Source organism: Streptomyces sp. SID13726, from assembly GCF_010548375.1.
Classification (GTDB): domain Bacteria; phylum Actinomycetota; class Actinomycetes; order Streptomycetales; family Streptomycetaceae; genus Streptomyces.
Window position 1 is genome coordinate 324,493 of record NZ_JAAGLY010000002.1, and the last position, 24,300, is coordinate 348,792.

Annotated in this window: 18 protein-coding genes; 12 read left to right on the plus strand and 6 right to left on the minus strand. The window is 70.2% G+C overall.

Annotation, left to right across the window (positions count from 1 at the left end):
- Position 1 precedes the first annotated feature (1 nt).
- Genes G3I78_RS05530 through G3I78_RS05540 form a run of 3 tightly spaced genes read left to right on the plus strand, consistent with a single transcriptional unit; the run spans position 2 to position 6,693 of the window.
- Positions 2 to 2,926, plus strand: a complete 2,925-nt coding sequence (locus G3I78_RS05530; protein ID WP_164421650.1) for a LuxR family transcriptional regulator — start codon at positions 2 to 4, stop codon at positions 2,924 to 2,926.
- 56 nt (positions 2,927 to 2,982) lie between these two features.
- Positions 2,983 to 3,138, plus strand: coding sequence for a hypothetical protein (locus G3I78_RS05535; RefSeq protein ID WP_164421651.1), 156 nt, complete (start codon positions 2,983 to 2,985; stop codon positions 3,136 to 3,138).
- A 54-nt stretch (positions 3,139 to 3,192) separates the two neighbouring features.
- Positions 3,193 to 6,693 carry a S8 family peptidase gene (locus G3I78_RS05540; protein WP_164421652.1) on the plus strand — a complete coding sequence of 1,167 codons (3,501 nt, stop codon included), beginning with the start codon at positions 3,193 to 3,195 and terminating at the stop codon, positions 6,691 to 6,693.
- Positions 6,694 to 6,834: 141 nt separating this feature from the next.
- On the opposite strand, the gene G3I78_RS05545 is transcribed toward G3I78_RS05540, so the two are convergent.
- Entirely contained in the window at positions 6,835 to 9,996 is a 3,162-nt protein-coding gene (locus tag G3I78_RS05545; protein WP_164421653.1) for a glycoside hydrolase N-terminal domain-containing protein, read from the minus strand.
- Positions 9,997 to 10,330: 334 nt separating this feature from the next.
- Between G3I78_RS05545 and G3I78_RS05550 the strand changes: the two genes are divergently transcribed.
- Positions 10,331 to 11,713: a cation:dicarboxylase symporter family transporter gene (locus tag G3I78_RS05550; protein WP_164421654.1), complete on the plus strand. Its 1,383-nt coding sequence runs from the start codon at positions 10,331 to 10,333 to the stop codon at positions 11,711 to 11,713.
- 68 nt (positions 11,714 to 11,781) lie between these two features.
- Here G3I78_RS05550 and G3I78_RS05555 read toward each other — a convergent pair whose 3' ends face one another.
- Together G3I78_RS05555 and G3I78_RS05560 are read right to left on the minus strand one after the other, a co-directional pair.
- On the minus strand, positions 11,782 to 12,399 hold the full coding sequence (locus tag G3I78_RS05555; protein WP_164421655.1) for a dihydrofolate reductase family protein: 618 nt from the start codon (positions 12,397 to 12,399) through the stop codon (positions 11,782 to 11,784).
- Between the two features lie 68 nt (positions 12,400 to 12,467).
- The gene (locus G3I78_RS05560; RefSeq protein ID WP_164421656.1) at positions 12,468 to 13,607 is read right to left on the minus strand and encodes a PucR family transcriptional regulator; all 1,140 of its coding nucleotides are present in this window, start codon (positions 13,605 to 13,607) and stop codon (positions 12,468 to 12,470) included.
- Positions 13,608 to 13,694: 87 nt separating this feature from the next.
- Here G3I78_RS05560 and G3I78_RS05565 point away from each other — a divergent pair, with 87 nt between their 5' ends.
- The gene (locus tag G3I78_RS05565) at positions 13,695 to 14,750 is read left to right on the plus strand and encodes a ferredoxin reductase (RefSeq protein WP_164421657.1); all 1,056 of its coding nucleotides are present in this window, start codon (positions 13,695 to 13,697) and stop codon (positions 14,748 to 14,750) included.
- 7 nt (positions 14,751 to 14,757) lie between these two features.
- Complete coding sequence (locus G3I78_RS05570) at positions 14,758 to 15,876, plus strand: acyl-CoA desaturase (protein ID WP_164421658.1); 1,119 nt, start codon at positions 14,758 to 14,760, stop codon at positions 15,874 to 15,876.
- An 89-nt stretch (positions 15,877 to 15,965) separates the two neighbouring features.
- Here the strand turns inward: G3I78_RS05570 and G3I78_RS05575 are convergent, their stop codons facing one another.
- Positions 15,966 to 17,021 carry a LacI family DNA-binding transcriptional regulator gene (locus tag G3I78_RS05575; protein ID WP_164421659.1) on the minus strand — a complete coding sequence of 352 codons (1,056 nt, stop codon included), beginning with the start codon at positions 17,019 to 17,021 and terminating at the stop codon, positions 15,966 to 15,968.
- Between the two features lie 149 nt (positions 17,022 to 17,170).
- On the opposite strand from G3I78_RS05575, the gene G3I78_RS05580 reads away from it, so the two are divergent.
- The 5 genes from G3I78_RS05580 to G3I78_RS05600 all read left to right on the plus strand — a co-directional run bounded on the left by G3I78_RS05580 (position 17,171) and on the right by G3I78_RS05600 (position 22,347).
- Positions 17,171 to 18,298: a substrate-binding domain-containing protein gene (locus tag G3I78_RS05580; RefSeq protein WP_203614392.1), complete on the plus strand. Its 1,128-nt coding sequence runs from the start codon at positions 17,171 to 17,173 to the stop codon at positions 18,296 to 18,298.
- A gap of 110 nt (positions 18,299 to 18,408) precedes the next feature.
- Complete coding sequence (locus G3I78_RS05585) at positions 18,409 to 19,443, plus strand: ABC transporter permease (RefSeq protein WP_164421660.1); 1,035 nt, start codon at positions 18,409 to 18,411, stop codon at positions 19,441 to 19,443.
- Positions 19,440 to 20,222, plus strand: coding sequence for an ATP-binding cassette domain-containing protein (locus tag G3I78_RS05590; protein WP_164421661.1), 783 nt, complete (start codon positions 19,440 to 19,442; stop codon positions 20,220 to 20,222). The genes G3I78_RS05585 and G3I78_RS05590 overlap by 4 nt, the downstream gene beginning before the upstream one ends.
- Before the next feature lie 40 nt (positions 20,223 to 20,262).
- Positions 20,263 to 20,556, plus strand: coding sequence for a putative quinol monooxygenase (locus G3I78_RS05595; RefSeq protein WP_164421662.1), 294 nt, complete (start codon positions 20,263 to 20,265; stop codon positions 20,554 to 20,556).
- A 916-nt stretch (positions 20,557 to 21,472) separates the two neighbouring features.
- Positions 21,473 to 22,347 (plus strand): IS5 family transposase gene (locus G3I78_RS05600; RefSeq protein WP_164421663.1). Its coding sequence is split into 2 segments (ribosomal slippage): positions 21,473 to 21,830 and positions 21,830 to 22,347, totalling 876 coding nucleotides; the frame shifts between segments, so codons are not numbered across the junction.
- Between the two features lie 15 nt (positions 22,348 to 22,362).
- Here G3I78_RS05600 and G3I78_RS05605 read toward each other — a convergent pair.
- On the minus strand, positions 22,363 to 22,758 hold the full coding sequence (locus tag G3I78_RS05605) for an Imm7 family immunity protein (protein WP_164421664.1): 396 nt from the start codon (positions 22,756 to 22,758) through the stop codon (positions 22,363 to 22,365).
- Positions 22,759 to 22,823: 65 nt separating this feature from the next.
- The gene (locus G3I78_RS05610) at positions 22,824 to 22,967 is read right to left on the minus strand and encodes a hypothetical protein (RefSeq protein ID WP_164421377.1); all 144 of its coding nucleotides are present in this window, start codon (positions 22,965 to 22,967) and stop codon (positions 22,824 to 22,826) included.
- A 547-nt stretch (positions 22,968 to 23,514) separates the two neighbouring features.
- Between G3I78_RS05610 and G3I78_RS05615 the strand changes: the two genes are divergently transcribed.
- The gene (locus tag G3I78_RS05615; protein ID WP_164421665.1) at positions 23,515 to 24,264 is read left to right on the plus strand and encodes a hypothetical protein; all 750 of its coding nucleotides are present in this window, start codon (positions 23,515 to 23,517) and stop codon (positions 24,262 to 24,264) included.
- The last annotated feature ends 36 nt before the right edge of the window (positions 24,265 to 24,300 follow it).

Here is a 24,300-nt window from a genome sequence, read left to right on the forward strand (position 1 = left end):
CGTGGGTCGCGGTGCCGAACTCGCCGCAGTGCGTGCCGTCCTGGAGCGCGGACCGGCTTTCGTCGTGATCGAGGGTGAGCCCGGAATCGGCAAGTCGCGGCTCGTCCGGGAAGCCGTCGGCCCACCGGACGAACGTGGTGCGCTGATCGCCACCTGCCCGCCGCTGCCCGAGCCCTTCACCCTCGGCGCCGTCGTCGACGCCCTTCGCCGGATGTGCCCCACTCCCCCCTCAGGCCTCCAACTCTCGCCCCTGGCCGGGGTGTTACGGCCCCTGCTCCCCGACTGGGCGGACCAGCTGCCGCCGCCTCCGCAAGGGCTCCCGGACCCCCGGGCGACCCGGCACCGCCTCCTGAGCGCACTCACCGAAATGGTGGGGCGACTCGACGTCAGGGTCCTGGTCATCGAGGACGTCCACTGGGCGGACCCGGCGACTCTGGAATGGCTCCTCACTCTCACCACCACCGGCAGCACCGACATGTCGGTCGTCGTCACCTTCCGCCCGGACGAGGTGGCGGCCGGCTCGCTCCTGTCCCGGCTGACCTCCCGGGTACCGGCGGACGTGTCGTTCGTACGCATGACGCTGGAGCCGCTGGACCTGGCCGCCACCCACGCGTTGGTCGCCTCCATGTTCGACACCCCCGCCGTGTCGACGGAGTTCGTGTCCTTCCTGCACGAGCACACCGACGGGGTGCCGCTCGCCCTGGAGGAGTGCGTCCTGCTGCTGCGCGACCGCGAGGACGTGGTGCACCGCGACGGCACCTGGATAGGCCGGGTGCTCGCCGAGCTGAAGGTGCCCTCGACGCTGCGGGACTCGGTACTGGAACGGGTCGCGCGGCTCGACGGCGGCGCCCGCGGTGTTCTGGAGGCCGCCGCCGTCCTGGACGCCCCCTCCGACGAATCGCTGATCGCCGAGGTGGCGGGCCTCCCGCCCGACGACGTACTGAAGGGGCTCGCGGCGGCGCTCGGCTCGGGCCTGCTGCGCGAGTGGACGCCCGGGGCCTACGCCTACCGGCACGCCCTGGACCGGCTCGCCGTCCACGAGTCGCTCCCCGCGCCGAACCGGCGCCGGCTGCACGCCAGGGCCGCGGTGAGCCTGCGCCCGCTGCGGCCGGAACCCATCGCCCGGCTCTTCCGGCACTGCCGTGAGGCCGGTGACGTCGAGGGCTGGTGCCGGTACGGGGAGGTCAGCGCCGACGTGGCCCTGGAGTCCGGCGACGACCGCGCCGCCGTGGTGACCCTGCTGAGCCTGCTCGGAGCCGAGTCGCTGCCGACCGAGGACCGGTCGCGGCTGGTGCGCAAGATGGGCGGTGCGGCCGTCTTCGGCGCACGGGACGTCAGCGATCTCGCGCGGGGCGTTCTGGACGCCGTACGGCATGTCCTGTCGTACGACGATCTGGCCCGGGCGCACCGCGGCGAGATCCAGTTGCTGCTGGGCCGGCTGCTGCGGGACGTCGGGCAGGAGTCGGCCGCTTTCGACGAGATCGAGGCCGCCGTCGCCCATCTGCGGGACCGGCCCGAGCTGGCCGGTCCCGCGATGTCCACCCTGGGCATGCCGCTGGTACCGCACTGGCCGGGTGCCCGGCACCGCGCCTGGCTCGCGCGCGCGGCGGCGCTCCTGCCGGAGATCGCGTCCCCTTCCGACCGGCTCAGGGTGACGACGAACTGCGCCTCGGCCCTGCTGCTGCTCGGCGAGGAGGAGGGCTGGCGGGCGGCCGACGAGATCCAGCGGACGACGGCCCCCGCCTCGGTGCCGGAGCACAGACTGCTCGCCCGGTTCCACTTCAACGTCGGCCAGATGTCCATCGCCTGGGGCCGCTACGACGAGGCCCGCTCACGGCTGACGGCGGCGGCCGCACTCGTGGCGGAGATCGGGTACGGACGGCTGACCGCGACGGTACGCGTCCCGTTCCTCTATCTGGACTTCTGCACGGGGAACTGGGCGGGCCTGGAGGAGACGGCCGCCGAGCTGGCGACCGACCGGAACGCCAATCCGTACGGCACCAGGCTGATCCGGCAGATCCGCGCCGTGCTCGCCCTCGCCGCGAGCGACGGTGTCGAAGCGCGTCGGCGACTGCGGGAGATGGCCGACGAGTTCGCCGAGACGGGCCTGTGCGAGCCCGAGGCCGGTCTCTCGGCCGCCGCCCTCGCCCGGTCCTACGTGGCCGACGGCGACTGGGAGGCGGCCCTCGACGTCACTGGCCGGGTGGTCGAGTTGGCCGGGCACAAGGACGCGTGGCTGTGGGCGACCGATGCCCTCGGACCCCGCCTCGACGCCCTGTCCGGCGTCGGCCGGCCGGACCGTGCCGAGCAGTTGCTCGGCCGGTACGCGGACGGGACCGGCGGCCGGGACGCGCCGTCGGCCGTGGCCGCACTGTCCCTCGGCCGCGCGATCCTCGCCGAGGCCCGCGGCGAACTCGACCGAGCCGCGGGGGCATTCGCGACAGCTGCCTCGATGTGGGCCCGGCTGCCGCGCCCGTACGACGAGTTGCTCGCCCTGGAGCGGCAGGGCCGCTGTCTGCTGCGCCTCGGAAGACCCGATCCGGCACTCGCGCTCCTCGGTACCGCGCAGGAACGGCTGTGGACACTGGGCGCGCGCACCGACGCGGACCGGGTGGCCCAACTCCTGCGTGAGCACGGCGTGGAGGTGTCCCGTCCCTGGCGCCGGGGCCCGCGCGGCTACGGCACCCGGCTCTCTCCCCGGGAGCGGCAGGTGGTGGCACTGGTCGCGCAGGGGATGACCAACCGGGCGGTGGCCGAGGCCCTGTTCGTGTCCCCGAAGACCGTCGCCACTCAACTCAGCTCGGCGATGCGCAAGTTGCGGGTCTCGTCACGGACCGCCGTGGTCCGGGCCGCCGTCGAGACCGGCGTACTGGCCCTGGACACAGATGAGTTGGGGGCCAGCGGGGAAGCGGCACCGCGCGGTTAACTTTTCGGTCGGCTGACCGATCGCCGTGGGCAGGGTGACCCAGCACGCTGATGTGCATGCGAGTCGACCCGCACGGACAGCCGCCCTGCCCCGCACGAGACGAGCAGGACGAGCAGGACGAAAGCGGTCCGCTCTGTCCGCCCGAGTCCCCCGTCGGCGAGGAGGAGCCCGCCGACGAGGTGCGGGAGGAAAGCCGGTTCGAACCCCTCTGAACGGGCCTTCCTCCCCTCCGCCCCCACCTTCCGCGCCCGGAAAGGGAACTCTCCTTGACACCCCCCGCATCCCGCAGACGCCCCACCCGCCCCCGGTCGGCGGCCGCCGCCCTGGCCATCGCCCTGACCGGCGCCGTACTCGCCGCGTCACCGCCGGCCGTCTCCGCGGCCTCCCCCACCGCCCCCGGCTCCGACCCCACGGCCATCACCCTGATCACCGGCGACGTCGTCCAGGTCACCGAACTCGGCGGCGGCAGACGCTCAGTGGAGGTGCGGGCCGGAGCGGGGCGCTCGGACATCGTGTTCTACCAGCGCGAGGAGGCGGGCGCGTTCAGTGTCATCCCGTCGGACGCGCTGGGCCTGGTGTCCGACGGAACCCTGGACGCCCGGCTGTTCGACGTCACCGCCCTCACCCGCGACGGCTACGCCGACCCCGCGCGTGACGCGCTGCCGCTGATCGTCGGGCACACCGGGGACCGTACGCCCGCCGCGCTGGCCTCGGCCGACGGTGCCGATGTCCGCCACGAACTGAGGAGCATCGACGCCACCGCCGTGACGGAGGACCACGACAGGGCGGCCGGGTTCTGGGCGGACCTCGTCCGCGAGACGGGGGCGGGCGGCTCCGCCCGGCTCAAGCCGGGCCTGACCAAGGTGTGGCTGGACGCCCCGGTCGAGGCCCGTGACGACGTGGGCAACGTACAGATGGGCGTCCCGGCGGCCCGCGCGGCCGGATACACCGGCGAGGGCGTGAAGGTCGCCGTCCTCGACACGGGCGTCAAGCGCGACCATCCCGACCTTCAGGGAAAGGTCACCTCGGAGCGGAACCTGATCACCGGCTCCGCCAACGCCGACGACGACAACGGTCACGGCACCCATGTGGCCGGCATCGTCGCGGGCAGCGGCGCGGCCTCGGGCGGCCGGTACGAGGGCGTGGCGCCCGGCGCCTCGCTGCTGATCGGCAAGGTCATGGACGCCGGTGGCAGCGGCCTCAGCTCCGACATCGTCGCCGGTATGGAGTGGGCGGTGGCGCAGGGCGCCGACGTCGTCAACCTCAGCCTCGGCACCCGGGCCCCGAGCACCGGCACGGACCCGCTCTCCGATGCGCTGAACTCCCTGTCGGCGAACAGCGACACCCTCTTCGTCGTCGCGGCCGGGAACACCGGGCCGGACGCGACCACCATCGGCGCTCCGGGCGCCGCCGACACGGCCCTCACCGTCGGCGCGGTGGACTCCACGGGCGCGATCGCGTCCTTCTCCAGCCGAGGTCCCCGCCTCGGGGACGGCGCTCTCAAGCCGGACATCACCGCCCCCGGCGTCGCCGTGGTCTCGGCCCGCGCCAAGGGCACGCCGGTCGGCGACGTCGACCCCGCCGGGCCACAGGGCCCGATCGACGACAACTACACGGCCCTGTCCGGCACGTCCATGGCCACCCCGGCGACGGCGGGTGCCGTGGCCCTGCTCGCCCAGAGGCACCCCGACTGGGACGGCGAGCGGCTCAAGGACGCCCTCATGTCCACGGCGAACCCGCAGCCGGGGCAGAGCGTCCTGGTCCAGGGCAGCGGTCTGGCCGACGTGGCCCGGGGCACCGGCCAGTCCGTCACGGCCTCCCCCGCCAGTACGACGGTGGGGCCGTTCACCTGGCCGCACACCGCGCACAAGGCCGAGACCCGGACCGTCACCTACCGCAACGACGGTGACGGGCCGGTGGCCCTGACGGTCCGTCCGTCGCTCACCTCGCCGGAGGGAGCGACGGCACCGGAGGGCACCCTGCGGCTGTCCGCCGACGAGGTCACCGTGCCGGCCCACGGCACCGCCACGCTGGACGTGGCGATCGACCCGACGACGGGCATCCCGGCCGGCGGGGGAACGTACGCCTGGCGCCTCGAAGCGACCACGGCCGACGGCGGCACCCGCGTCGAGACGCTGGTCGGGGCGCAGTTCGAGGAGGAGAGCCACACCCTCTCCCTCACCGCCCTCGACCGGAACGGGAACACGCCTGTCGCGCCCTACTGGACTGCGGTCGTCATCCACCGCCTCGACCAGACCGGCTTCGCGCCGAGCGCCCTGATCAACACGGCCACCCCCGAGGCGCGCGTCCGGCTGCCCAAGGGCCGGTACGCCCTCACCGCTCTCACCACCACGACCAACCCGGACACGCGGGCGGTCACGGACACCACGCTGGACGGCCGGCCCGCGGTCGACCTCGGTTCGGACGTCTCGGTGCGGTTCGACGCCCGCAAGGGCAGGCCCGCGTCCGTCGGCGTCCCGGACGACACGGTCACCCCTCTGTTCCGTGACTTCGGAGCGCAGACCACCGCGGTCGACGCCGCGGGCAACCGGGAGAACTCGTCCTTCGGTGTCTTCTCCCCGTACTACTCGACCTCGGCCCTGTCCGCCGTGCCCACCCCGGCCACGGAGCGCGACGCGTCCTTCCGCTACTACCACCGGACCACCCTGGCCGCCACGACGGACCCCGAGGCACTGCTGGCCAGCCCGGTCTACTCACTGCTGGAGGAGAAGAAGGGCGGCATCCCCGGCCGGCTCTCCTACGACGTCCCGCTGCACAAGCTCGCCAAGGTGAACGCCACCTACGGCAAGCGCGACGGCTCGCGGGCCGGAGCGGCCCGGATCATCTCGGGCTTCCTGGGCGGCCAGACCAGCCTCGTCTCGGTGGTGCGCAACGTGCCGCTCGCAGCCAAGCGGGTGGAGTACTACAGCGCCGACCCGGACGTCACCTGGACCGGGGTCCTCGGGCCGTACATGACCCCGGACGGCGACAGCTACTACTCGCTCGGCAGCCAGCGGTCCAACCCCCGCAGCTATCGCCCGGGCACGACCACGGAGGAGGCCTGGAACCTTCCGGTGGTCGGCCCGGCGCTACCCGTCAACGGGCAGTTCCTCGACCGCACCGGCAACCGCATCACCCCCGCCCTGTCCCTGTGGGGCGACTCGGACCCGAACCACTACAACTACAACGACCGTGCCTTCAGCCGGGGTTCGGCGACCCTCTACCGCAACGGGACCCTGGTCGGCAGGCTGAACAGCCCCTGGCAGGACGAGACGCACTTCGACAACTTCACCTCGTTCTGGGACGTGCCCGCCGGCGACGCCGACTACCGGCTCGACGTCTCCGCGTCCCGCAGCACCAGTTGGCACGGCCAGCGCTCGCAGCGGATCGACGCCGCCTGGACGTTCTCCTCAGCAACCACCGAGACGTCCACCGCGCTCCCGCTGACCGTGCTGCGCTTCCAGCCCCGCACGGACCTGAACGGCCTCGCCCCGGCGGCCACCGAGGTCACCCTGCCGTTCACGGTGCAGCAGCAGGGGCCGGGCGGGCACCGGCGCCTCGACGCGGTGAAGGTCGAGGTGTCCTACGACGACGGCACCACCTGGACGACCGTCCCCGCGAAGGTCCGCGGCACGGCCGGACTGGCCACCGTGACCCACCCCGCCGCCGGCTCCGGCAACGGCTGGGTCTCGCTGCGCGCCACCGGCACGGACCACTCCGGCAACACCTTCAGCCAGCAGGTGATCCGGGCCTATCCCATCGGCTGACAGCACCTCTCACGACGCCCCGCCGGACGCAACCGTCCGGCGGGGCGTATCAGAACCACGGCGGGCCCGCCGGGACGCGGGTGGCCCGCGACCGGCCGGTGAACAGCTCCGGCACGTACTGAGGTCGCCCCCGTCAGGGGGTCAGGACCTGTCCGGCTTCACCTTCGTCTCGGAGCCGTTGACGCGCACGGTGATCTTCTCGCGGTCCCGTGCGCGGTCGGCCACGATCTTGTACGACGTGACCTTCCCGTCCCGCCACGCGCAACTGACCTCGTAGCCGCCGCGGGCTCGGAGCCCGGTGAAGGAGCCTTTGGCCTTCCAGCCGTCGGGCAGGGCGGGCAGCAGGTGGACGACGCCGTCGTGGCTCTGGAGGAGCATCTCCACCACCGCGCCCGAGATGCCGAAGTTGCCGTCCATCTGGAAGGGCGGGTGGTTGCAGAACAGGTTGGGCAGCGTGTTGTACGTCAGCAGCCCGCGCAGCATGATCTGGGCGCGGTGCCCGTCACCGAGGCGGGCGAAGAGCGCGGCCCGCCACGGCCAGGTCCACGAGCGGCGGCTGTCCCCCGACACCGTCGCCGCGGTGAAGGGAACCCCTTCCTTCTCACCGCACCTCGCCTTGAGCGAGACGAGGGCGGCGGCCGCGAAGTCGGCTGTCCTCGGGGTGATTTGACGGCCGGGGTAGACCGCGAAGAGGTGCGAGGTGTGGCGGTGGATGTCGGCGGGGTCGTCGATGTCCTCCTGCCATTCCTGCAACTGCCCCCACTTTCCTATCTTGTTCGGCGCGAGCCGCGCCTGCATGTCGGCGACCTTGGCCCGGTGGGCGGGGTCGGCCTTGAGCACCGCCTCGCAGTCGAGGTAGTTCTGGAACAGGTCCCAGATGATCTGCTGGTCGTACATGACGCCGTCCTCGCGCGGCCCGTGCTCGGGTGACCAGCCGTCCGGCGAGACGAGGAGTCCGTCCTCGCGCTCCTTGAGGTGGTCCTCCCAGAACTCGCAGATCTCCTTGATCATCGGGTACGCGACGGTGCGGAGGTACTTCACGTCCTGGGTGAACGCCCAGTGTTCGTAGAGGTGTTGGGCGTACCAGGCGCTCGCGACGGTGTTCCACTCCCACGCGTTGCCGCCGAAGACGCTCTGGCTGGTGCGGGCGGTCCAGCCGCGGGTGTCCGCGCCGAAGGCGTTGCGGGTGGCCACACGGCTCGGTACCGCGACCTGCTTGACGAACTCGACGAGCGCCTCGTGGCACTCCGGCAGGTTCGTCGTCTCGGCCCCCCAGTAGTTCATCTGGATGTTGATGTTGGTGTGGTAATCGGAGGCCCAGGCGGGCGAGTTGCTGTCGTTCCACAGGCCCTGGAGGTTGGCGGGCAGGCCGCCCGGGCGGGAGGAGCTGATCAGCAGGTACCGGCCGTAGTCGAACATCGTCTGTTCGAGGGTCGGATCGTCGCCGCCCGCCGCGTAGCGCGCCAGCCGGGCGTGGGTCGGCAGGGCGACGACGGCGTCCTCGGAGGTGCCCCAGTCGACGGAGACCCGGTTCATGAGAGCGCGAATCTGCCGGGTGTGGTCGTCGCGCAGGGCGTCGTACGACCTCTTGGCCGCCTTGGCGAGCGCCCGGTCCACGGCCGCCCGTGGGTCGGCTCCGCGCCACCCGGCGGCGGCGTCGAGCTTGTAGTCGGTGCGGGCGTCGAGCAGCAGGGTCAGCGTGGTGCAGCCGGAGAACCCGAGCTTCGAACCGTCGGCGCTCACCGTGCCGTCGGTGTGCAGGACCCGGACGGCGCACGCGTGCCCCAGGCCGTTGCCCATGACGCCGTGGAAAGCCAGTTGCCGGGCGTCGGCGGTCGTCGGGGCGCCGTCCTGTGCGGACGTCAGGGCGATCGTTCCGGAGAGTCCCCGGGCGCGCTCCGACGTGTACCGGAAGACCATGACGTCCGCGGAGCGGCTGGCGAAGGCCTCCCGCCGAAATCGCTGCCCCGGCGTGCCGAAGCGGGTGCTGTGCACCCCTTGGGTGAAGTCCAGGGCACGCTGGTAATCGACGAACGTGCTCTGCGTGCGGCTGTCGAACTCCGCTCCCGCCAGAGCGACTTCGGCGATCTGGAAGCCGGTGGACGACTCACCGGGGGTGAAGGTGAGCCGGTAGGTGCGGTACGCCGTGGTGTTGGTGAACCGGAAGGTCCGGCTCTCGCCGCGCCCGGCGAAAGGCGCCGAGGGGCTCTGCGTGTCGAGCGTCACCCACGCCTGCCCGTCCTGCGAGCCCTGGAGCGTCCACCGCCGGGGGTCGTCCCGCGGCCGGTCCGGTGCCGCTGTCAGGGTGTACGAGGTGACGGCGGCCTCGCCGGCCAGATCCGCCTGCCATACGACCGTCTTCGCGGCGCCGCCGACCCGCCAGACCGTGCCGGGATCGCCGTCCACCGAACGGGAGATGTCGGCGTGCCCGCTCGGCGAGGACAGGTACACCGGACCGACGCCGGCGCCGAGGTCGACCCCGGACAGCCCGATCTCGCTCACCTGGAAATGGCTGACGCCCGCCTTGGGGACGAAGTCGAACCGGTAGAAGCGGTACGGCCCGCTGTCGGAGCAGGTGAACTCCTTTGTCTGGAAACGGCTTTCGAAGGGTGCCGTCAGGGTGCGGTCGTCCAGCGTGGTCCAACTCGAGCCGTCCGCGGAGCCGGAGAGCGTCCACCGCTGCGGGTCGCGCTCGGGCACGTCATTGGCACTGGTCAGCCGGTAGGACGTGACGGTGACCGGTTCGGGCAGCTCGACCTGCCACTGCACCTTCGAACCGGGGCCCTCGATACACCACTTGGTGCTCGACGTCCCGTCGTACGACTTGTCGACACCCTCCGAGGACGAGGAGCTGTACGGCCCTCCGGGGGCCGTGACCTTCGGCCGGGCCCCGTGCGACCCGAAGGCGACGACGAGGTCACCGAAGTTCCGGTACGAACCGAAGCCGGTCATGCTGGTGTCGAAGGCGCTGTCCGGCTGACCGGCGAGGGCGTTGTCGTAGTTGTTGACCCCGCCCCACAGACTCTGCTCGTTGAACTGGATGCGCTCCTCGAAGGGATCGGCGAAGAGCATGGCTCCGAGTCGGCCGTTGCCGATCGGCAGGGCCTGCGACTCCCAATCCGTGGCGGGCACCGAGTACTTGAGCGCCTTCCGCGACAGGACGGGCCACCGGACAGCTGCCGCCTCCGCCCTGTCGGCAGCGACGGCCTGTCCCGCGAGGAGGCCGTCGGCCAACGGTGTGAGGGCGAGCGCACCGCCGAACTTGAGAACGCTTCTTCGCTGCGGTTCGGACGCACGGGTCACTACGGATCTCCCAGCCATGGGTCGGTTCTGCTTGCGGACGGAAGCGCGGTCTCAGCTGAAGGCAGCGTCATCATCACCAAGCGACAGATGGGATGTCTATAGGGAGGCAGCGCCATAATTTCGAGCCTGTCCCGCAGATATTGCGGTGAGAATCCACATACATGGGATGTATACGGAACCGACCCTGGCCGTCCGCCGGCCCATCGCCACCGTTTGGAGATTCACCCAAGATTTCACGCGCTTGTAACACGGGTCTTCTGTCGGGCCCGACCTTCGAGCATAGTTCGTTTTCGGAAAATACTTTCCGCATAGCAGAACATGCTTGGAGGCACCAGTGCCGTCGTCTGCACCGTCCATGCCGCGACGCGTTCTACGCACGCTGCGTCTGTCACTCTTCGCGCAGGTCGCGTGTGCGCTCGCGCTCGGCATCCTCGTGGGAACGCTCTGGCCTCAGGCCGGCACCGCGGTCCAGCCTCTCGGTGACGGCTTCGTGCGGCTCATCAAGGCCCTCATCGCTCCCCTGGTGTTCTGCGTGGTCGTCTTCGGCATCACGAAGGCGGGCGACCTCAAGGCCTTCGGGAGGATCGGCGTCAAGGCGCTGATCTGGTTCGAGGTGGCGACCACCTTCGCGCTTCTCTTCGGCCTGGTCGCGGGCAACCTCGTGGCCCCCGGGGCCGGGATGAACGTAGACCCGTCGCAGCTCGACGCCTCCGCCGTGGACGAGAAGACCGGTGGCGGTTCCCTCCCCTCGACCAGCGAGTTCATCCTGCACTCGCTGCCCGACAGCGCCGTCGGCGCCTTCGCCGAGAACTCCCTGCTCCAGGTCCTGGTCCTCGCGTGCCTCGTCGGCGCCGCACTGCTGCACCTCGGACTGTCGAGGGTCCCCGCCGTCCTGCCCGCCATCGAGCAGGTCCAGGAGATCGTCTTCACGGTCGTCGGCTTCATCATGCGGCTGGCCCCGCTCGCCGTCTTCGGCTCCACCGCCCACCTGGTCGGTCAGTACGGCGTCGGCGTCATGACGACCTACGGCAAGCTCATCGGCGTCTGCTACGCGGTCGCCCTGCTCTTCCTGCTCCTGCTGTCCGTGGCGCTCAAGGCGGTCACCGGGCTGAGCCTGTGGAAGTTCGTGCGCTACACCCGTGAGGAGATGCTGCTCGCGCTGGGCACGGCTTCGAGCGAGAGCGTCATGCCCCGCATGATGCAGAAGCTCCGGCAGGCGGGCTGCCGGGACGACGCCGTGGGCCTGGTGCTGCCCACCGGGTACTCCTTCAATCTCGACGGGGCTTCCATCTATCTGTCCGTGGCCACCCTGTTCATCGCCCAGGCGGTGGGTGTGGACCTCACCCTGGGGCAGCAGGTCACCGTGGTCCTGGTGCTGATGCTCACCAGCAAGGGCATGGCGGGCGTGCCCGGCTCCGCCTTCCTCGCCCTCTCGGCCACCGCGAGTTCCCTGGGCGTCATCCCCGCGGGCGCCGTGGCCCTCCTGCTCGGCGTGGACCGCATCATGGACTCGATGCGCGTCGCCACGAACCTCCTCGGCAACTGCGTCGCCGTCTTCGCGGTCTCCCGCTGGGAGGGCGCACTGGACACGGCGCGGGCCCGCAAGGTCCTCGACCAGGAGATCCCCTTCACGGAAGAAGATGCCACCGACCAGCCACCGGCCGAGCCGAAGGCCGGCACCGAGAAGGCCGTACCGGGCGAAGCCGGAGTCGTCTGAGCCGCCTGGCCGGGAGAACTCTCCCTTCGCCGCTCCGCTCCGCGCGGGGACAGCGGCGAAGGGACGGTTCAGCGTGTGGACTTCGCGGTCTCGACGAGCGGCGGATGCTCAAGCACCCTGGGCCTGTACTCGACCAGCTGGATGCGGCCGTCGAAGGTGCGGTGCCCGGTCATGTCGAGGGCGACGTCCGGATAGCCGTCGTAGATGCGCTCCTCGCCCGTGGCCCCGGTGATCACCGGGAACATCACGACCCGGAAGCGGTCGACGAGTCCGGCACGCAGCAGGGACCGGCACAGGCTGAGGCTGCCGATCGTGCTGAGGAGCCCCGAGCCGCTCGCCTTCATGGCGCGGACCTTCTCGACGGCGTCGTCGCGGACGAGTGTGGAGTTTGCCCAGGTCAGAGGGTCATCGAGCGAGGACGAGAACACCACCTTGGACGCTTGCGTCAGCTCGTCGACGGACGCCTCCTCCTCCGGCCTGAACTCGTCCTGGCCGCTCGGGACCTCTCCCGCGGCGAAGCCCGACATCAGGCGGTAGGTGTTCGCTCCCATCAGATAGGTGACCTCGGGCTGCTCACCGAGCCAGGCGAGGTACTCCGGGCCTTCGAGGCCCCAGAACCCGGGCCATCCCTCTCCCGACGCACAGCCGTCGAGGGAGGTGATGAAGTCGACGAGAAGCTCCGACATGGCGGTGTCCTTTCGTGGGGTGTCACGAGCTTGGACCGGCCGGGAGCCGCAAACTCATCGGCCGCGCGTCAGCCGCCCCGAAGACCGAGCGCCAGCGTCAGTTCAAGGACTCGCTGCGGCGCTGCGAGATCCGGAAACAGCTCCCGCAGCTGCGACATCCGGTACCGGACGGTCTGGGGATGGACGAACAGCTCCGCCGCCACCTCGTCGCGTCTGCCCTGGTGCAGCAGCCAGGCCCGCAGCGTCTCCTCCAGCCGCCGTGCGGTCGCGGCGGGCAGGTTCCGCAAGGGCGCGAGCGCTCGGGCACGCAGGTCCGCGAACGCGTCCGCGTCGGCGCTCAGCACCAGTTCGGGCAGGTGGTCCTCGGTGTCGCGGATGTCGGAGGACAGGGAGCGCGCGCGTGCGGCGCGCGCGTACGAGGCGGACGCACGCGTCCACGGCCGGGCCGGACCGACCACGGCGGTGCGGTCGGTCAGCTGCCGCAGGAGACGGGACCGGTCGGCATCGGGGACGAGCAGCACGCCGAAGGCGTCCGGCAGATCGTCGAGGACGAGGGTGCTCGGGTCGAGCGCGCGGTAGGCGGGCCGGGCCTGGGCGGCGGGCAGCAGGACCGCGGTCAGTGAGACCGGAGGCTGCCATCCGGCCCGTTGCGCGGAGGCCAGCAGTACGTCCGGGCCCGCGCCGGCGAGCAGGTCGCGGGCCAGGTGTTCCAGGTGGCGCTCGTGGGCCCGGCCCCGGGCCGCCAGTTCGTCGGCGTGGCCCGCGGCGCTCGCGGCGGACAGCTCGTCGATGTAGGCGAAGGTCAGCTCGGCGAACTTGGCGACCTCGGCGGCGGGCAGCCCCGCGGGTACGGCACCCGCGGCCAGGCACCGCCAGGCCACCCGGGCGCCGACGCGGTAGGCGCCGAGCAGGGCGTCCATCGAGCGGCCGTCGCGGACCTCGCCGCGGCCCAGCTCGTAGGCCGCGTCACTGGCGTCGCCGCCGGTTGCGTTCCCGCTCGCGAGGTCCAGGTAGTGCCCCAGGGCGGTGCGGACGGCTCGGCGGATGGTGCCGCCCATGCTGCCCGAAAGGGCGTTGGCGTAGGGCGGGACCTCGTCGATGATCGCCTGCACGACCTCGTCGGCGGTGGTCCTCAGCGCGGCCCGAAGGGCAGTGACGGTCGTCTCATCCAGGGCCAGTTCGCTGGCCCTACGGATCACATGGCTCACGTTTCTATTCCCTGCGAACAATCCCACCGACCAGATTCACGTCCTACGGTCAGGACTTTACGCCCTGCGACGCAGCAAGCTGGAGCCATGACGAGTACTGCCCTCCGCAGCAGGGCGTGGAAGCTGCTGGAGATGGTCACGACGCCGCTGCTGCCGTCGGACTACCTCGACCTGGTCAGCCCGCTGCGTGCGGGCGCGGACCTGCGGGGGCGTATCGAGGCCGTGCACCCGGAGACGGGTGACGCCGCGACCATCGTGATCAGACCGGGCCGGGGCTGGCGCGGCCACACGGCCGGTCAGTACATGCGGATCGGGGTCGACGTCGACGGGGTGCGCCTGTGGCGCGCCTACTCCCTCACCTCGCCGACCAACCGCCGGGACGGCCGCGTCACGATCACCGTGAAGGCGATTCCGGACGGCAAGGTCAGCAACCATCTGGTCCGCAGGGCGAAACCGGGCACGCTGATCCACCTCGACCAGGCGACCGGTGACTTCGTGCTGCCGCGGACCAGGCCCGCCAAGGTGCTCTATCTGACGGCCGGCAGCGGCATCACGCCCGTGATGGGCATGCTGCGCGACACGGAGTTCGACGACGTCGTCATGGTCCACTCCGCGCCCCGGCCCCATGACGTGATCTTCCGCAAGGACCTGCACGAGCTGGTCGCGGACAAGAAGCTGCGTCTGACCGAGCTGCACACCGACACCGACGGCATGCTCGACATCACCCGTCTCGACGAACTCGTGCCCGACTGGGCCGAGCGCGAGACCTGGGCGTGCGGGCCCGCGGGGCTGCTCGACGCCGCCGAGAAGCACTGGAGCGAGCACGGCGTCCCCGAGCGTCTGCACACCGAGCGCTTCCGCCCCAGCGTCGTCGTCGCCGGTGACGGCGGCGAGGTCACCTTCAGCGCCACCGGCAGGACCGTCGACGCGGACGGCGCCACGCCGTTGCTGGACGTCGGCGAGGAGGCCGGTGTGCTCATGCCGTCCGGGTGCCGTATGGGCATCTGCTTCGGCTGCGTCTCGCCGCTCAAGGCGGGCGCCGTCCGTGACCTGCGCACCGGCGAGATCACCGAGGCCGAGCCGGGCGTCCTCATCCAGACCTGCGTGTCCGCCGCGGCGGGCCCGTGCGACATCGAACGGTAGGAGCACCTTGACCGCCATCGACCCCACCGCCCACCTGACCGCGGAGCAGATCGAGGAGCTCGGCCGCGAGCTGGACGCGATCCGCGACGAGGTGATCGCCAGCCGTGGTGAGCAGGACGCCGCCTACATCCGCAAGGTGATCTCGGCGCAGCGCAAGCTCGAACTGGTCAGCAGGGGTGTGCTGCTGTTCTCGCTCTTCCCGCCCGCATGGGTGATCGGCACCGCCGGGCTCTCCGTGGCGAAGATCATGGACAACATGGAGATCGGCCACAACATCCTGCACGGCCAGTGGGACTGGATGCGCGACCCGAAGATCCACTCGACCACCTGGGAGTGGGACCACGTCTCCCCGGCCGACCAGTGGAAGCACTCGCACAACGAGCTGCACCACACGTACACCAACGTGATCGGCAAGGACAACGACCTCGGCTACGGCATCATGCGCGTCGACGAGGACCAGAAGTGGCACCCCTTCCACCTCGGCCAGCCGCTGTGGAACTTCATCAACGCCTGCTTCTTCGAGTACGGCATCGCCGCCTACGACCTCGAACTCGGCAAGAACCTCCACAAGCGCCGCCGCAAGAACCCGGAGTTCCGCGCCCGGGCCAGGGCCGTGGGCCGCAAGATCCGCAAGCAGGTCCTCAAGGACTACGTGATCCACCCGCTGCTGTCGGGCCCGTCGTTCCTCCCCACGCTCGCCGCCACGTTCACCGCGAACCTGGTCCGCAACATCTGGTCCCACTCGGTGATCATGTGCGGGCACTTCCCCGAGGGTGTGCAGGTCTTCGAGCGCCGGTCGATCAAGGGCGAGACGCGCGGCCAGTGGTACCTGCGCCAGATGATGGGCTCGGCGAACATCAGCGGCAGCAAGGCCATGCACTTCATGACCGGCAACCTCTCGCACCAGATCGAGCACCACCTGTTCCCGGACCTGCCGAGCAACCGGTACGCCGAGGTCGCGGTGAAGGTGCGCGCGCTGTTCGAGAAGTACGAGCTGGAGTACGTCACCGGGCCGCTGCCCAAGCAGGTGTTCTCCGCGTGGCGCAAGGTCGTCCGGCTCTCCCTGCCGAACAAGAAGCCCAGCGTCAAGGCGCCGGAGCGCGAGCAGGAGCTGGTCGCGGCCTGATTCCCGGCAGGGGTTCGGACCCTTCGGCCGCCGCGAGGCGGCCACGCCCGACTCCCCGTCGGGAGCGCCGACTTGCAGTCCGCCCCGCTTCAGTCCTGATGTCCTCCGGCTCGGATCTCGCCGGAGCCCCGCTCGATCAGCCGGGTCGGCACGGTGACGGTGGTGGTGGCGGACTCGTCGCCGTCGAGCCTGCGGAAGAGCATCTCGGCGGCCGTCCTGCCGAGTTGCTCGATGTCCTGCGCGATGACCGAGATCCCCGGGCTGAGGATGTCGGCCAGGGGGAAGTCGTCGAAGCCCAGGTGCGCGACGGAGTGCTGTAGGCCCAGCGCGCGCAGGGCGCGCACGGCCCCGATGGTCACCAGGTTCTGGCTGGTGAACAGTGCCGTGGGTGGGTTCGGCAGGGAGAGGACCCGCCTGGTCGCCTCGATGGCGGCCGCCTCGCTGGCCCCGGTGTGGTGCACGATCTCGTCGTCGTACTCGATGTGCGCGAGTTCCAGGGCGTGCCGGTAGCCGTCGAAGCGCTGGGCCGCGGTGGAGATGGTCACCTGGTCGCCGAGGTAGGCGATCCGGCGGTGGCCGGACTTCAGCAGATGGCCGACGGCGGTGACCGCGCCCCGCCGGTTGTCGGACACCACGGCGTCCGCGTCCAGCAGGCTGGGTTCGCGGTCGACGAAGACCACGCACGTGCCCGAACGCTGCTCGCTGATCAGGTAACTGTGGTCGCGTCCGGCCGGGACGATCACCAGGCCGTCGACCCGGCGGTCGATGAGGGCCTGGGCCAACTCCCGTTCCCTGGCCGGGTCCTCGTCCAGGCTGCCGACCAGGACCAGGCTTCCGCGCGCGCGGGCCACGTTCTCGACGGTGCGGGTGAGCGCGGCCGAGAAGGGGTTCGCGGCGTCCTCGACGAGCATCCCGACCGTGGCCGTACGGCCGTCGCCGCGGCGCAGGCTGCTGGCCGTGAGGTTGGGCCGGTAGCCCAGTTTGTCGGCCGCTTCGCGCACCCGGGCGGCGATGGCGGGATCGACGGTGGGGACCTCGTTGACCACGCGCGAGACCGTCTTGATGGCCACGCCGGCCAGCGCCGCCACCTCACGCATGGTGGGGCGGCTGCGGGGGGACCGGGGCGGCGGTTCGCCCTGAGTCATCGTTGTCTCCAACCGGTAGCGCGTTATCCAGTCGTTGCGGACGTATGTCTACCAGTGCCTTGACGGACTCGTCCATACGGGCCCAGTATCCCGGTCAGTCAACGTTGTCTCAGCGTCGACCACGGGACGGCTCCGAAAGGGATCAAGCCATGAACATGTCCTCCACCCAGACGTCGGGCCGCCGCAGCCGGCGCATCCGGGCGGCAGCGATCGGGATCACCGTGTGCCTCGGCGCCACCCTCGCTGCCTGCGGTTCCTCCGACTCCGGCTCCTCCTCGTCCGGGTCGGGCGGTGACGGGAAGGTGGGTGTCTCGCTGGTCCTGAAGACGCTCACCAACCCGTACTTCGTGAGCATGGAGAAGGACGCCAAGACCCAGGCGGCCAAGGACAACGTGAGCCTCACGGTGGCGGCGGGCACCACGGACGGCGACACCCAGACGCAGATCACCGCCATCGACAACGCCATCTCACGCGGCGACAAGGGCATCCTGATCACCACCAACGGCGACGCGGTGAACGCCGCGCTGAAGCGCGCCAAGCAGGCCGGCCTGTTCGTGATAGCCCTGGACACCGCGACCAACCCGGCGGACGTCGCCGACATCACCTACGCCACCGACAACGAGCAGGCCGGCAAGCTCGTCGGCCAGTACGCGGCGGCGGCCCTGGACGGCAAGCCCGCGGTCGTCGCCATGCTCGACCTGTTCAACAACCAGGTCGTCTCCGTGGACATCCAGCGCGACCACGGCTTCCTGGAGGGCATGGGCATCGACCCCGGCAGCAAGACGGAGAACGGCAAGGAAGCCAAGTCCGGCAAGTACACCGGCGGCAAGGGCGGCACGTACAAGATCGCCTGCCATCAGCCCACCCAGGGCGCCATCGACGGCGGACGTACCGCGATGGAGAACTGCCTGTCCTCGAACCCGGACATCAACGTCGTCTACGCCATCAACGAGCCCGCGGGCGAAGGGGCGTACAACGCCCTCAAGGCAGCCGGCAAGGAGAAGGACGTCGCGATCTACGCGATCGACGGCAGCTGCTCCGGCCTGAAGAACGTCACCAGCGGGGAGTTCGCCGCCGACGCCGTGCAGTACCCCGGCAAGATGGCCGCCCTCGGCGTCAGCTCCATCGCGAAGCTGGCCCGGGGCGGCAGCAAGCCCAGCGTGACCAACGGCAAGACGTTCTACGACACCGGCACCGCGCTGGTCGCCGCCAAGTCCCTCGGTGGTCTGACGGTCCAGTCCCCGTCCCAGGCAGCCTCCGCCTGCTGGGGCAGCTGACCCCGTCCGAGCCGGTGCGCCGCCGGTCCCCGCCCCGGCGGCGCACCCGCACTCCACCAGCCTCGGCGCCCGTACCGAGGCCCCACGAGGAAAATCCGGAAGGACCCCCAGTGACCACCCACGTGGACAGTCAAGCCACACCGGCCCCGGCGGAGGAGTTCCTCAACCGGCCCGCCACGCCGGCCCAGCGCCTCCACTCCGTGCTGCACCGGCAGCCGGCCCTCAGCCCGGCGATCGTCCTGGTGCTCGCCGCCATCGTGTTCTCCCTGGTCAACGAACGCTTCTACGCGCTCCAGAACCTGTCCCTGGTCGCCCAGCAGGTGGCCGTCATCGGCTCGCTCGCCGTCGGCCAGACGGTCATCATCCTCACCGCCGGCATCGACCTGTCCATCGGCGCGGTCATGGTGCTCTCCTCGCTGCTGATGTCGAAGCTCGTCGCCGACAACCACTGGCCGGGTGTGCTCGCCCTGCTCGCCGGAGCGGTCGTCGCCGTCGCCGCCCAGGCCGTCAACGGACTGCTGGTCACCCGGATCAAGCTGCCACCGTTCATCGTCACCCTCGGCACCCTGAGCGTGTTCACCGCGATCACGCTGATCTACGCCAAGGGCCAGACCATCTCCCTGCAGCCCGGCAACATCCTCATGTGGAGCGGCGAGACGATCTCCATCGGGCAACTGAACCTGACCTACGGCGTCCTGCTCATGATCGCCCTCTACCTGGTGATCGGCTACGCGCTGCGCTACACCGCGTGGGGCCGGCACCTGTACGCCGTGGGCGACGACATCGAGGCCTCCCGCCTGGCCGGCATCTCCGTCAACCGGGTCCTGCTGAGCGCCTACCTGGTCGGCGGTTTCGCCATCGCCGTGGGCGCCTGGATCCTGGTGGGCCGGGTCGGCGGCGGCGACCCCAACAGCGGTCTCAACGCCAACCTGCAGTCCATCACCGCCGTCGTCATCGGCGGCACCAGCCTCTTCGGCGGACGCGGCGTGGTGCTCGGCTCGCTGATCGGCGCGCTCATCGTCCAGGTCTTCGTCAACGGCCTCGCGCTGGCCGGCATCGACCCCAACTACCAAGTCCTCGCAGTCGGCATCCTGGTGATCGCGGCTGTCTCCGTCGACCAGTGGATCCGGAGCGTGAAGTCGTGACGACCACCACCGCCCCCGTGCTCGAAGCCAAGGGCCTGGTCAAGGTCTTCGGCAGGGTAGTCGGCCTCAACGACGTCGACCTCACCCTCTACCCCGGCGAGGTCCTCGCCGTGATCGGTGACAACGGCGCCGGCAAGTCCACCCTGATCAAGTGCCTGTCCGGAGCCCTCGTCCCGGACCGGGGCAGCATCCTCGTCGACGGCAAGGAGGTCGGCTTCAAGCGCCCTCAGGACGCCCGCGAGGCCGGCATCGAGACCGTCTACCAGACCCTGGCCGTCGCCCCGGCGCTGGACATCGCCAGCAATCTGTTCCTGGCCCGCGAGATCCGCCGCAAGGGTGTGCTCGGCTCGGTGTTCCGCATGCTCGACACCGGCGAGATGAAGAAACAGGCCGCCGACCACGTCAAGCGGCTCGGCATCAGCACCCTTCAGAACATCAACCAGGCTGTGGAGACCCTCTCCGGCGGCCAGCGCCAGTCCGTGGCCGTCGCCCGCGCCGGTGCCTTCGGCGGCCGGGTCGTCATCCTCGACGAACCCACCGCGGCCCTCGGCGTCCGCGAGACGGGCCAGGTCCTCAAGCTCGTGCGCGACCTGCGCGACCAGGGCCTCGGCGTCATCCTGATCAGCCACAACATGCCCAACGTCTTCGACGTCGCCGACCGCATCCACATCCAGCGCCTCGGCGGCTGCGCCGGGGTCGTCACTCCGCAGTCCCACTCCATGGAAGACGCGGTCGCCATCATGACCGGGGCCAAGAAGCTCACCCCGAACGCGGGTTGACCGCGAACAGGCAGACCCCCCGACGCGAGGACACGACACCGTGAAGAAGACCCTGTTCGCCGAGTTCACCGCCCGCGAGGGGGCGGAGGACGAGGTCGCCCGCCTGTTGCTGGACTACACGAGGAAGGTGCGTGAGGAAGACGGCAACCTGGCCTTCGAGGCCTATACCAAGGCAGCCGACCCACGCGCGTTCTGGATCTTCGAGGAGTACCGGGACGCGGACGCCTTCCAAGCGCACCTCAAGGCTCCCTACGGCGCCCCGTTCAACGCCGCCCTCGCCCCGCTGATCGAGGAGGACATGTCGGTGCTCACCTTCATCGATCGCCTCGGCTGACCCGGTCCTTCTGGACAGCGGAGAGCCTCGCAGGCACGCCGGTTCGTCTGTTCGCCGGTTCGCCGAATGGAGCGAGGCTAAGTCAGCGGTCAGCTCTCCACCGCTCCCCCACCCCCGCCAACCTCAAGCGCATCGCCGCCGCCAGCCTCATCGGCACCACCATCGAGTGGTGGGTTGGCGGCGTGCTGGCTCAGTGTCGGGCACACCGGCCGGATGACGCACTCCCACGAACCCAGCGGTGTCTGCATCTACTTGGAGGTCGTTCTCAGCTGTTTTGCATCGCTTCATGCGCCACAGCCGAATACCCATGCCTCGCGCGTGTCGGGTTCCTGAGCGCGTCGCAGAAGCCCGCGGCCGAGGTGAGCGACGTCATCGAGGCGCACAGGTCGTGCAGCCATGCGTCGTCGTGCCGCGGATGAACTGCCGGATGAAAACACCGCCCCGCAGGTCGCATGGCCACGAGGGGGTACTCCGCTTCTGGGACGCGCCGGCTGATACTCGGGGCCCATGGCTCCCACGTCTCACCGCCCTTGCGGGCGCGACCTCTGCCGGCCAGGCCGGGGGCAGCAGAGGTCGCGGCGGGGGTCGCGTCGGGGTGCCACAGAGCGATGGCCTGTACGGCGGTGATCCGGGGGGCGTGCGCGCGTCATGTCCGGAAGTCCCTCGCCGCCAGGCCCGACTTCGCTCAACTCCAGGGTCGCCCAGACCCTCTCGGAGACGTTCTCGACCCGTGCCCCCGTGCCCTCCGGCGGCCCGAGCTCGGAGCCCTGGCAGTGGTTCCAGGTCCCTGGCCGGTAGATCGGTCAGGTCATCGGGGAACGCTGGGTACCACCCTCCGGCGTGATCCGCGGGACGGCGCCTAAGGCCTGTCCGGCGGATCATGAGGGTTTCGGCTCGCGGAGCCGTGTAGTTCGTCGTGGACCGTGGCGATCTGACGAACGAAGAGTGGCGCCGCCTGGAGCCGCATCTGCCTGTCCGCGGACGGCGTGGTGGGCGGTGGGCCAGTCACCGCAGGGTGATCAACGGGATCCTCTTCCGTGAGCGGACCGGGATCCCGTGGCGGGATCTGCCGGAGAGGTTCGGCAGGTGGAAGACCGTCTATGAACGGCACAGACGCTGGTCCGCGGACGGGACCTGGGACCGGATCCTCCAGGCCGTCCAGGCCGACGCCGACGGCCGGATCGACTGGAGCATGGTGGGCATCGACTCTACGTCCTGTCGTGCCCACCAACACGCCGCCGGCGCCCGCAGGAAGACACCCCGCATACCGAAAACAGAGCCACGCCCCGGCAGCACCGCCCCGACGGGGGACTCGGAAGGTCCCGGGGCGGCCTGACGAGCAAGATCCACCTCGCCAGTGAAGGTGGTCGCAGACCGCTCGCACTGCTGGTCACTCCCGGTCAGTGGGGCGACGCACCGCAGATGATCGCCGTACTCGAACGCATTCGAGTGGCCCGCAAGGGCGAGGGGCGCCCGCGCACCCGGCCGGGACACCTGAGCGCGGACAAGGCGTACTCCTCCCGCAGGAACCGCCACTACCTGCGCAGACGCCATATCAAGCACACCATTCCCGAACCGAAGGACCAGAGGGCCAACCGTCGGCGCCGTGGCAGCCGCGGCGGCCGGCCCACCGGGTTCGACAAGGGGCAGTACAAGCGCCGCAACGAAGTCGAGCGGACGATCAACCGCCTGAAGAGCTTTCGCGCCGTCGCGACCCGCTACGACAAGCGTGCCTACGTCTTCCACGGCACCGTCGCCCTCGCCGCAATCCGCCTATGGCTCCAAACGTGATTCGCCGGAGGCGCCTCAGTCGGTGCAGGGATCTTCCACTGTCGGGATGCACGGAGACAGCAGCGCCTCCGTGTGCTGCGTGACCACGCCGCGAACGAGCCTGAGCACGCGTACCTCGTTTTCGTGGTCCGGTTCTTCGTCATCGCGAACGTGGAGGAGCCCATAGGAACCAGGAGCAACCACAGCCACATGCTCGAACAGTTCGATAACGTCAGGCGACGAGCGGTGATTGGAGTGGCCGCCGAGGTGGATGAACGGCTCGCCGTTCATCCACCTGAGGTCAAGCAAGTACGGGCTGTCCATCTCGGCGATGCGAAGCCGAAGCTCATCGACGATCTGCCGCAGACTGGCCTCATCGTCGTCATCAGCTGCGGTCTCCCTGACCGTGATCCAACCGTGGTACTCGAACATCCCGTGATCGTAGTGCGATGGCCTCCTTCACCGTGCCGATCGCAGCGTGATCCGCCGGACACGCCTTAGGGGCGGCGGTCCGGGGCACGGTCGGCGAAGTGGCTCATCACGTACATGGCGATCACCGCACAGAGCGCCGGTATCGCGGCGAACAGCCCGACCTGGAAGTCCTGCGGAAAGCCTCCGCACCCCGTCCAGCCCGTTCGCATGTCTGGAACTGCCAGAAGGGCAGTCCGCCAGGCCCGTATCCCAGGTGCCCCGGTACGTCATGCCTGGCCGGGCACCGGCGGTCGTGGTGTTCCGGTGGGAGCGACCCACCCCGATTCCAGCCGTCTGCCCGACGGATCACGTCGACGTAGCACATCGCATGCCGCATGAACTCGGGGCGGGAGGTTGTCATCCCAGGTCAGAGGGATTGATGTCGCTGACGAGGCGGATTGCCTGTCAAACCTCGCCCGGCGACCTTGGACGTGGCTGTCCGCTGGTCCCCGCCAGGCTCGGAACGCCGATCGCTGTCCTGTCATCGAGCTCACCTGGAGATCAGCGCATGTCCGACACCTGCCACTCGGCGTCCCTGGAACCGGGGACACACCACAGACCGACGACCATCTCACTCCTCACCGCGCCCCTGCTGGCGCTGGCCGCCGCCTTGCTCGGCCCGGTGTCGACCGCACAGGCCGGCACCTGGACTCCCGCCAGGGAGGCAACCACTCCGGAGAGGCGTCCTCGTCCGGCAGCTGTCCGGCGCTGCACAACATGAACCTCCAGGAGGGACGGGCGTTGCCCCGTGACGTCTTCCGCGGTGACTCCCGTCCCTGGCAGATGATCTTCCGTGACGGCGTCACCTCGCGCGGCACCAACTACGACCTCCAGCAGCACCTCCAGGGCGACCGCGCACACAACAGCGGTTACATCTCCACCAGCGAGTCACGGCAGGTGTCGGAGACGTTCGCGCGGAGTCAGGGGCTGGCGAACCTTGAGCAGGCGGCCATGCGCCCGCGCTGCTCGACCACGCGGGAGGCCGTCTACAAGATCATCCCGGCCTTCGGGAACTGGCTCCTGGGCACCTGCAACCACGGTGAGGTCACCGCGGAGACGTTTGTCTATGTCATCGACCCCCGCTGGGCCGACGACGCGCTCTACGTCCCCGACCAGGTCCGCCACCACTCCGCTCTGTCGCGGTACGGGACCCAGGACGAATGGGCCTACGTCCGCCACATCCCGAACTACGCGATCGTCGGCGTGCACATCTACCAGATGACCGCGCAGGAGGAACGGGGTTGCATCAACACGCGGACCATCACCTTTCGGTACGACCGTCTCCAGGACAACCGCGCCCACGCCGATGCCCTGCTGCGAGGTGGGATCCGCAACCCGTACAACCCGGCCACCGACGGGAACGCCCAGTGGAACGATCACACGGCACTGCTCACCGGCGCCGCGAACTCCTGGGAAAGGGGATGCACCACGATCAACCGATGCCGGGGCGGCGGCTCCGGCGGCTGACCGGACAGGTCCGTGTACACCCGAGGTGAACGAGGC